Origin of the sequence: Neobacillus paridis, from assembly GCF_016765675.1 — a bacterium.
GTDB lineage: Bacteria > Bacillota > Bacilli > Bacillales > Cytobacillaceae > Neobacillus > Neobacillus paridis.
The window spans coordinates 1-8,575 of the sequence record NZ_JAESWB010000403.1; the positions used below are offsets into that span (position 1 = coordinate 1).

Here is an 8,575-nt window from a genome sequence, read left to right on the forward strand (position 1 = left end):
CACTAGTGATATAGGGTTTTAAAAAATTTAAAGGATGTGAAAATATGCCTATACTAAGAAAGAAACGGCAAATACCAAAAGAATTAAGGATATTGCGGTTTCTTAATGCTCGAATGGTATTATTAGATCAGGACCGGAGGAACTACTTTAATGCGGAAAAAGGTTTTGAGGGTGAAACAAAGTTTGATCTTTTAACTGAGAAACTTGTGAGTAATTGCATAGTTATTAACGGTTTGCTGCTGAAAACAGATAACACTTTCTATCAAATTGACACAGTTATTATTTTTCAAAAATTAATCTACCTTATTGACGTCAAAAATTTCGAAAGCGATTATCAGTTTGAAGGGAAACACCTTAAACATATTAAAACCGAAAAAATTATTAAAGATCCATATATCCAGCTGCAACGCTGTGAAACCCTTTTCCGTCAATTACTCCAACAACTGGGGTTTAGCTTCAATGTTGAACCATTTCTCGTGTACATTAACCCCGAGTTCACCATGTATCAAGCTCCTCATAACCCTTCGATTATTTTTCCAACACAAGTGGATCGATTTATAAAAACTTTAAATAAGATGCCTTCAAAATTAAATAGCGGTCATGAAAAGCTGGCGGACCTGTTAATTTCAATGGATATTGGGGACTATCCTTTTGCTCAACTACCTAGTTACGATTTTGAACAGTTGGAAAAAGGAGTTATTTCCCCTTGTTGTTGGACGTTTATGAAGCCTCTTAGCAGGGAAAGATTAATTTGTCCAAAAAGTGGATTAATAGAAAAGGTGGATTCTGCGGTTTTACGGAGTGTGGAGGAATTTAGAATTTTGTTTCCCGACAGAAAGATTACCACCACTGAGATATATAACTGGTGCAAAGTAATAAAATCAAGGAGAGCCATTATGAGGATTCTTTTGAACAATTATCAATTATGTGGAAAAGGGAGATATTCTTTTTTTGTTTGAAAGATATTAAGGTTATGGGTTGCGTAAAATGTTGGAGTAACTGTGGTTTCATTATTAGTTGGGCCGCTCATAAGTGATGAGCGGCTTTCTATTATTCTTAAGATGGAGTTTGGATTTAGGACGGGGTATAATCGCTACATTTGACTTTATCATCACAGTTCGCGTTTATTCAAGACGACCATGTGCACTTTTGGGGGCTCCTCCTGGTTATTCTGTTCATTGAAGCTCGCCATGTGCACTTTCCGGGGGCTCTACCCCATTTTTCTGGTCATTGGAGCCCGCCATGTTCACTTTCCGGGGGGCTCTACCCCATTTTTCTGGTCATTGAAGCCCGCCATGTTCACTTTTCAGGGACTTTTCCTCATTTTTCTGGTCATTGAAGTCCGCCATGTACACTTTTCAGGGACTTGTCTTCATTTTTCTGGTCATTGAAGCTCACCATGTGCACTTTTCAGGGGCTTTTCCTCATTTTTCTGGCCATTGAAGTCCGCCATGTACACTTTTCAGGGACTTGTCTTCATTTTTCTGATCATTGAAGCTCACCATGTACACTTTTCAGGAGCTCTTCCCTATTCATCTGTTTATTTCGGGGCCATGTCAATGTCCACGTCCCCAACCATGTCCTTTCCCCTTATTATTCCACTTCTTTTTCCATTTTTCTTTTTGTTTATTCCATTTTTCTTCCCATTTTTGAACTTCATTGTTGAAGTTCTTTTGAAGGTTCTCAAAGATTTTTTCCCTTTCTCTTTTTTCGATCAAGGGAGCGATATGGGGCACGTTGAAGCTTTCTATTGGAGTATTTTGCAGCGCTTTGGTCATTGCTTCGCAAAAAATAACAGCTGCTCCCTTATCACTGGATGAAGTTATATAATGCTGGGCATCAGTCTTATCATACCCGACCCAGAAGGCACCGACCAGCTGCGGTGTATAACCGACAAACCATTGATCCTTCAAACCATTAATCCCTTTAATTGGAACTTGAGTAGATCCCGTTTTTCCAGCTGTCTCGCGACCAGAAATTTGTGCTTCCTTCCCGGTTCCCTCCTCAACCACGCCAAGAAGCATCGTAGTCATGTTATCCGCAACCGCCTTGGTGGTGACCCGGGTACCTTTGCCCTTCCATTCCGCGACAACTGTTCCATTTGCATCAACAATTTTCCTAATCACATGCGCCTTAAAACGAATTCCGTTGTTTGGAAAAACTGAAAAGGCCTCAGCCATCTCAACTGGAGCAACCCCTTTATGCAGGCCGCCAAGGGCAACGGCTAAATTTTGGTCTTGTTTATCTAAGGTAATGCCGAAACGTTTAACCGCATCTAACCCCTTTTCAAGGCCAATTTGATTTAAGAGCCAGACTGCCGCAACATTTTTTGAATCTTTCACGGCTTCATACATTGGCACCTCACCGTCATATTGATGATCATAATTGCTCGGCTGATAGCTGCCAAAACTGATCGGTTCATCCTTTACCATATCAGTTATTTTCCAGCCTTCTTCAAGTGCCGGTGTATAGACGGCTAAAGGTTTAAAGGAGGAGCCAGGCTGTGCTGTTAATTGTGTGGCACGGTTATAGCCTCTAAAAGTATGTTCTCCCCGGCCGCCGACTAAAGCTCTTACACCGCCTGTTTTCGGGTCCAGTAAAACGCCGCCGCTTTGCATGAGCCTATCACTGCTGCCAGCAGGAAATAATTCATCCCGTTGATACGTCTCCTCCATCGCCGTTTGCATAACTGGATCGAGCTCAGTATAAATGTGATAACCGCCGGTGAGCAGTTCATCTTGCGACAAACCATATTTGTGAATAGCTTCAGACAATACCTCATCCACATAATAAGGATATTTCCCGCGAAACGGGTCGGGTCCCTTATCATTTAACACGATTTTTTCGTGAATGGCTCTGTTATATTGCTGCTTCGTGATGTATCCCTGCTCCTTCATTTGCAGTAGGACAAGATTCCGTCTGTCCACTGTTTTTTTCATATGTTCATAAGGGTTTAGGGCAGATGGGGCTTTAATCAATCCGGCCAGTGTAGCGGACTCAGATAATGACAAGTCCTTCACATCTTTGGCAAAATATTTCCCTGCAGCCTGCTTAATTCCCCAGGCACCATTCCCAAAGTATATTTGGTTTAAATACATTTGCAGAATTTCCTGTTTGGAATATTCCCGTTCCACTGCCAACGCTAAAAATACTTCCTCAAATTTGCGTCGCAGCGTTTTTTGCGGTGTCAGCAGCGTATTTTTGATTAGCTGTTGCGTAATTGTGCTGCCGCCTTCAGCCATTTCCCCCGCTCTTAAATCACGGACCAAAGCCCTGGACATCCCGATAAAATCCACACCATGATGGTGATAGAAACGATGATCCTCAATCGCAACAACAGCATTTCTCATCGAGGCAGGAACATCTCGAATCGGAACCCCTTCATTTTTATTAGCTGATATTTTACTGGCAACTTGCCCATTCACATCATAAAATACCGTTGGCTGAGGGAGTTCATTTTTTAAGCCGGAGATATCGGCATCCTTTGAAAAATAATATAGTAATCCAAAAAACGCCAAAATCACAATTAAGATTAACAGCAGTATTACTTGGAGTAAATGTTGTTTTCGTAAGCCTGCCAGCATACTGCTGATTGTTTGCTTTTTCATAGTGCCTCCAAAGATGTATGATCATTTAATAATAGCACGTATAATTTTCGTAGAATTGGCTGCTTTTGTGACCGTTCATCGAAATTAGAAAAAGACAGGCAGATGCCCATCTTCTTTAATCTTTTCCCTGAGCTAGTTCTTTAAAACGCTGCTGTGATTGGTTTTCGTCCAGACTGCTGAAAATTCGATAGTTTTTTTCATCTAATATCCGAAAATGTTTACTTAAGATATTCTGTTGCAGGATAAAACCATTATCCCTGTTGAGTACCTTCCACCAAACACGCCCGCCAAGTGTTTTGGATTTACGATAGTCAATTCCTTCCCTGGCGACCGTTTCGATTACTTCAAGCGGTTCACTTCCAAACAAAAATTGAACCGTCTCAGTTTCACGAAAAAGAGCACATATGGCTACCACTGTTGACCAATTGGCAAGCACTCTGCCTTTTTCAATTTGAACGAGAGTTTTCTTTGAAACACCAATGATTTCAGCCATTTTATCTTGCGTATAACCCGCTTCTGTCCGAATTAACCGCAGTTTTTCGGAAACCTGCTGGATAATATCATCTCTGTTCATTTAAAACCCTTCCTTCAATAACTTATGGTGAAATATTACACTATATTTTTGATTTTTAAAAGTAAATCAGCTTGTTCAATGAAGAATTCTTCCATCCCAATTTCTAGATGGCTGGATAACGGATTGACTACAAGGAAACTGTTTACTACACAAAAAGGCTGCTACCTTCAACATGATAACAGCCTTTTTTGCCAATTTATTTAACTTTTGACGGGAGCGCACAGCTGCCAGAACAGGACTTTCTTAGGTCACAGGCAGCGCATTTTCCTTTTTTGGATCTGTTTATGAATTTTACCAAAGCCCAAGCAGCATAGCCGAAAATAACGGCTCCAATGATAATGCTCGCGATCATGTGATCATCTCCCCTTTAATTTAAACGAGCCCAAACAGCTTACCACCCTGATAAATAAGAAATGCCAACACATAGGCAATAACCAGGGCATAGCCGATGGCAAAAGCTGTCCATTTTTTCGACCCGGTTTCTTTGTAAATGGTCGCTGTTGTTGCTAAACAAGGAATATACAACAATATAAAGACCATAAAACTATAGGCAGCAAGGGGTGTATAATAATTTGCCAACAGCCCTTGTAAGTTGGAATCTTTGGGAACAAAATAAATAATATTCATTGTCGAAATGATTGATTCCTTAGCAAGGAAGCCAGTGATTAATGATGCAGCCGCCTGCCAGGTGCCAAAGCCAATTGGTGCTAGAATTGGAGCAATCACTCCTCCAATGGCAGCAAGGAAACTGTGGTCCATATCAACATTCAAGCCATTAGGCCCGGCATATGATAATAACCAGATAAAGACAGATCCGGCAAAAATAAAGGTCCCAGCCTTTCTGATAAAGCCTTTTCCTTTATCCCATGTACTGCGCCAAAGCGACTGAAACTGTGGCAGACGGTATGGCGGTAATTCAATGACGAATAAAGATGTTTCTGCCTTTAAAATGGTGGAAGAAAAGACTTTTGCCAACGTTAAAGCCACCACAATACCTAGCACATATAAGCTTAAAACTACAAGTGCTCGATGTCCGGCGAAAAAACCACCCACAAACAATGCATACACCGGAAGGCGTGCTGAGCATGACATTAACGGAGTCAGCAAGATGGTTAACAGCCGCTCCTTAGGTGTTTCAATCGTTCTGGCCGCCATGATTCCCGGAACATTACAGCCAAACCCAATGATCATCGGAATAAAGGCTTTACCGTTCAAACCAACTGATTCCATGATTCGGTCCATCACTAATGCAACACGGGCCATGTAGCCGGAATCTTCCAATAATGAAATAAAGAAGAACAAAATAAAAATTTGCGGTACAAACACCAGTACCCCGCCAACACCGGCAACTAATCCTTCAATAATTAACGCATGAATAAAAGCAGATGCATGAATCGCCGTTAAGGCCGATTCGAACAGATTGGTAATCGGACCCGTTAAAAAAGCGTCCAACATATCTGATAATGGTGTTCCTAACCAATCGAACGTCAGCATAAACATCAAATACATTAACAATAGAAAAATCGGAATCCCCAAATATTTATTGGTAACAATACTGTCGATTTTCTCTGTTAAGGGAATCACCGTGTCGGTTTTAACAGCAACCGCAGCGGCTATTTTTTCAATCGTTTCTTTTCGCTTCAGATAGATAAAATTAGCCAGTGATTTACAATCATAGCGATTTTGCAGTTCAGATTCCAGATTGCTAAGAATCGAACTCAATTTCATAGCATCGGCAATTTGATGCAGATAATTTTTGACATATTCATTGCCTTCCAAATATTGAACCGCTAAAAAACGCTGGGAATGTTCTGTTTTACCTTCAATTACAGCAGATATTGCCGCAATCGCTGCTTCTACTTCTTTTCCATAATAAACAAGGTTCTTTTTAACGGGCTTCATTGATTTCGTCGATATGACATCAACCAGCTTGTCACAGCCCTTGCCGTTTCTGGCGACAACCGGAACAACCGGTACCCCCAAAAACGCCGAAAGCTTTGCCGAGTTAATTTGAATTCCCCGTTTTTTTGCCACATCAACCATATTAAGGCCAATAAGAACGGGTTTTTCGAATTCCAGTAATTGCAGTGTTAAATGCAAATTCCGTTCTAATTGAGAAGCATCTAATATATTTAGTAAGCGGTCAACTGATTCTGTTAAGAAGAAGGAAGTAACAACGCCTTCATCCTTTGACAGCGGGTTTAGCGTGTAAACCCCTGGTAAATCAATTAAATGACCTTGGGTATTTTTAAAAACGCCAACTTTCTTTTCAACTGTGACACCGCTCCAGTTGCCAACATACTCGTAGGATCCTGTTAAATTGTTAAACAATGATGTTTTCCCGGTATTTGGGTTACCAATAAGAGCGATTTCCATTATATTTTCACCACTTCCATCTGAATGGCTTCTTTGCGGCGGATACCAATACATTGTCCGCATGACTCAATCATGATCGGTCCACCGAATGGCATGACACATTTCACACACACTTCCGAGCCTTCAGTAATACCTAAATCCAACAGTCGTCTTTGTACCAGCTGGCTTACATGAGAAAGATCAACTATTTTTCCTTTATCTCCTGCTTTAAATGAATGATTCATAAATGATGATCACCCTATCTATGTTAAATGAGAATGATTCTCTTTCTATGTTGTTATTTTAACACTTTTTTCTGCATCCGTCATAATTAATTTTTGACAATTAAACGAAAAAAATAGGAAAGTTCTATGACTCTCCTATTTTTTCGACTCTAGTTTTCTTGTATAAGCATTTTCTTGGGTAAGGCTTTGATGACTAGAACAACAATAATCGCGCTGATCACGAAGCTTGGCAGCATGTACGTTCCATTATATAACAGCGAGTAAATCATCACCGGCTGACCTTTTGGCGCATAGTTTCCGAAAAATATGGCACCAGAAATGACATGAGCAATATAGCGCAGCAAGCTGCCGATAAATGCTCCAAAAACGGTATAAGTAACCCAAGTCCGATGATTGCCTTTATCAAAAGCAAGTTTAATTTGACGGGCAAACACTCCAGCAAAACCCACAACCGTAAAGGCGATGAAATAATCGATAATTCCCTGAATGATTTGATAAATCTGGGTAAAACTCAATATAAATTGTAACAATCCAAGAATAAACCCGGTTAATAAGCCGCCTTTAATCCCCCACCGATAAGCCATGATAAAAATTGGAACCATGGCAATCGAGATCGAGCCACCCTGAGGCCAGATTTTTAAAGACAGAATCCCGCAAAACAGGTCCAGTAAATAGGCCAATGCCGAAAATACTGCCACCTCTGAAATAAATAATATGTTGCTTTTTTTGTTCACTTCCAACTCTCCCCTTTGTATTCCACAACAAAAAAAGCAATGCAAACATAAGGAATGTCCGCATTGCTTTTCTTTTCCGGCAAAAAACCACATCCCTACGCTAGCGTTAACTAACAGGTTCGAAGGGTTAGAACTCTTACGTTCACTCTCAGCCGCGCAGGTGCAGCTCCCCTTGTGGAACATATGTAATTTTAATTTCACTAACGACTATACAACTGTTCTCCGATAAATACAAGAAAAAAGCTTTGCTGTTTTTAAGAAAAAAAAGCACTCTTGGTATCCATCCTCATATTATGTAGTAAAAATTTTAGGAGTATGGCCTATGTTTACACTAAAAGTCGATCATGAAATTGAATTGCAAGTTTTGCAGCAGCATCACGCCATGAAACTTTTTCAGCTTATTGATGCGAATCGGGCTCATCTTCGTGAGTGGCTGCCTTGGGTTGATAACGTTCAGTCCCCTTTCGATATTGAGGGCCTAACTACTCTCTGGCTCAATCAATTTGCCGAAAACAGCGCCTACAATCTTGGAATTATCTTTAAGGGGGAACTCGTCGGGGCGATTGGGATCCATCAAATTGACTGGTACAACAAAATGGCCAGTTTTGGCTATTATCTTGTAAAAAACGCGGAAGGCCACGGAATAATTTCTCGTTCTGTTAAAGCCTTGTTGAATTATGCCTATTTTGAATTAGGCTTAAACCGGATCGAAATCCGCTGTGGAGCAAAAAATACAAAGAGCCGGGCAATTCCAGAGCGGCTCGGCTTTGTCATGGAGGGAACCATTAGAGACGGTGAACTATTAAATGGATATTACCATGATATAGTATTGTATAGTATGCTTGCCCGGGAATGGAACGCCATGCCTCGATTAATTTAATACAATTTCCATTTAACAGCTGCCCGAATGGCAGTTTTTTCACGAGAAAACCGTATGAGTAAAATTAATGTGGGCAAAATTTAACCCCTTCATTTGGTGAGGGATTGTCAGATCGCTCACCAAATGAAGGGGCCACCAAGCGAAAGCGCGGTAGTGTTCTAAGCTAAATACATGAAAAA

Annotated in this window: 8 protein-coding genes and 1 riboswitch; of the genes, 2 read left to right on the forward strand and 6 right to left on the reverse strand. The window is 40.7% G+C overall.

Annotated elements, in window-relative coordinates; genetic code table 11:
* Positions 1-44 precede the first annotated feature (44 nt).
* Complete coding sequence (locus JK635_RS23660) at positions 45-959, forward strand: nuclease-related domain-containing protein (RefSeq protein WP_202656409.1); 915 nt, start codon at positions 45-47, stop codon at positions 957-959.
* 597 nt (positions 960-1,556) lie between these two features.
* On the opposite strand, the gene JK635_RS23665 is transcribed toward JK635_RS23660, so the two are convergent.
* The 6 genes from JK635_RS23665 to thiT form a co-directional block, all read right to left on the reverse strand.
* The gene (locus JK635_RS23665) at positions 1,557-3,608 is read right to left on the reverse strand and encodes a transglycosylase domain-containing protein (RefSeq protein ID WP_202656410.1); all 2,052 of its coding nucleotides are present in this window, start codon (positions 3,606-3,608) and stop codon (positions 1,557-1,559) included.
* Positions 3,609-3,723: 115 nt separating this feature from the next.
* Entirely contained in the window at positions 3,724-4,182 is a 459-nt protein-coding gene (locus JK635_RS23670; protein WP_202656411.1) for a helix-turn-helix transcriptional regulator, read from the reverse strand.
* A gap of 196 nt (positions 4,183-4,378) precedes the next feature.
* On the reverse strand, positions 4,379-4,534 hold the full coding sequence (locus tag JK635_RS23675) for a FeoB-associated Cys-rich membrane protein (RefSeq protein WP_202656412.1): 156 nt from the start codon (positions 4,532-4,534) through the stop codon (positions 4,379-4,381).
* Positions 4,535-4,554: 20 nt separating this feature from the next.
* Entirely contained in the window at positions 4,555-6,558 is a 2,004-nt protein-coding gene (feoB, locus tag JK635_RS23680) for a ferrous iron transport protein B (protein WP_202656413.1), read from the reverse strand.
* Positions 6,558-6,782, reverse strand: coding sequence for a FeoA family protein (locus JK635_RS23685; protein ID WP_202656414.1), 225 nt, complete (start codon positions 6,780-6,782; stop codon positions 6,558-6,560). The genes feoB and JK635_RS23685 overlap by 1 nt, the downstream gene beginning before the upstream one ends.
* A gap of 149 nt (positions 6,783-6,931) precedes the next feature.
* Positions 6,932-7,516, reverse strand: a complete 585-nt coding sequence (gene thiT, locus JK635_RS23690; protein ID WP_368857116.1) for an energy-coupled thiamine transporter ThiT — start codon at positions 7,514-7,516, stop codon at positions 6,932-6,934.
* Positions 7,517-7,591: 75 nt separating this feature from the next.
* A riboswitch (TPP riboswitch) is annotated at positions 7,592-7,699 on the reverse strand.
* 139 nt (positions 7,700-7,838) lie between these two features.
* On the opposite strand from thiT, the gene JK635_RS23695 reads away from it, so the two are divergent.
* Positions 7,839-8,396 carry a GNAT family N-acetyltransferase gene (locus JK635_RS23695; protein ID WP_202656416.1) on the forward strand — a complete coding sequence of 186 codons (558 nt, stop codon included), beginning with the start codon at positions 7,839-7,841 and terminating at the stop codon, positions 8,394-8,396.
* Positions 8,397-8,575: the final 179 nt, after the last annotated feature.

Coding starts and splice junctions, on each gene's coding strand:
- feoB (WP_202656413.1), bottom strand. CDS start 6,558: ATGGAAATCGCTCTTATTGGTAACCCAAATACCGGGAAAACATCATTG.
- JK635_RS23685 (WP_202656414.1), bottom strand. CDS start 6,782: ATGAATCATTCATTTAAAGCAGGAGATAAAGGAAAAATAGTTGATCTT.
- JK635_RS23675 (WP_202656412.1), bottom strand. CDS start 4,534: ATGATCGCGAGCATTATCATTGGAGCCGTTATTTTCGGCTATGCTGCT.
- JK635_RS23695 (WP_202656416.1), top strand. CDS start 7,839: ATGTTTACACTAAAAGTCGATCATGAAATTGAATTGCAAGTTTTGCAG.
- JK635_RS23660 (WP_202656409.1), top strand. CDS start 45: ATGCCTATACTAAGAAAGAAACGGCAAATACCAAAAGAATTAAGGATA.
- JK635_RS23670 (WP_202656411.1), bottom strand. CDS start 4,182: ATGAACAGAGATGATATTATCCAGCAGGTTTCCGAAAAACTGCGGTTA.
- JK635_RS23665 (WP_202656410.1), bottom strand. CDS start 3,608: ATGAAAAAGCAAACAATCAGCAGTATGCTGGCAGGCTTACGAAAACAA.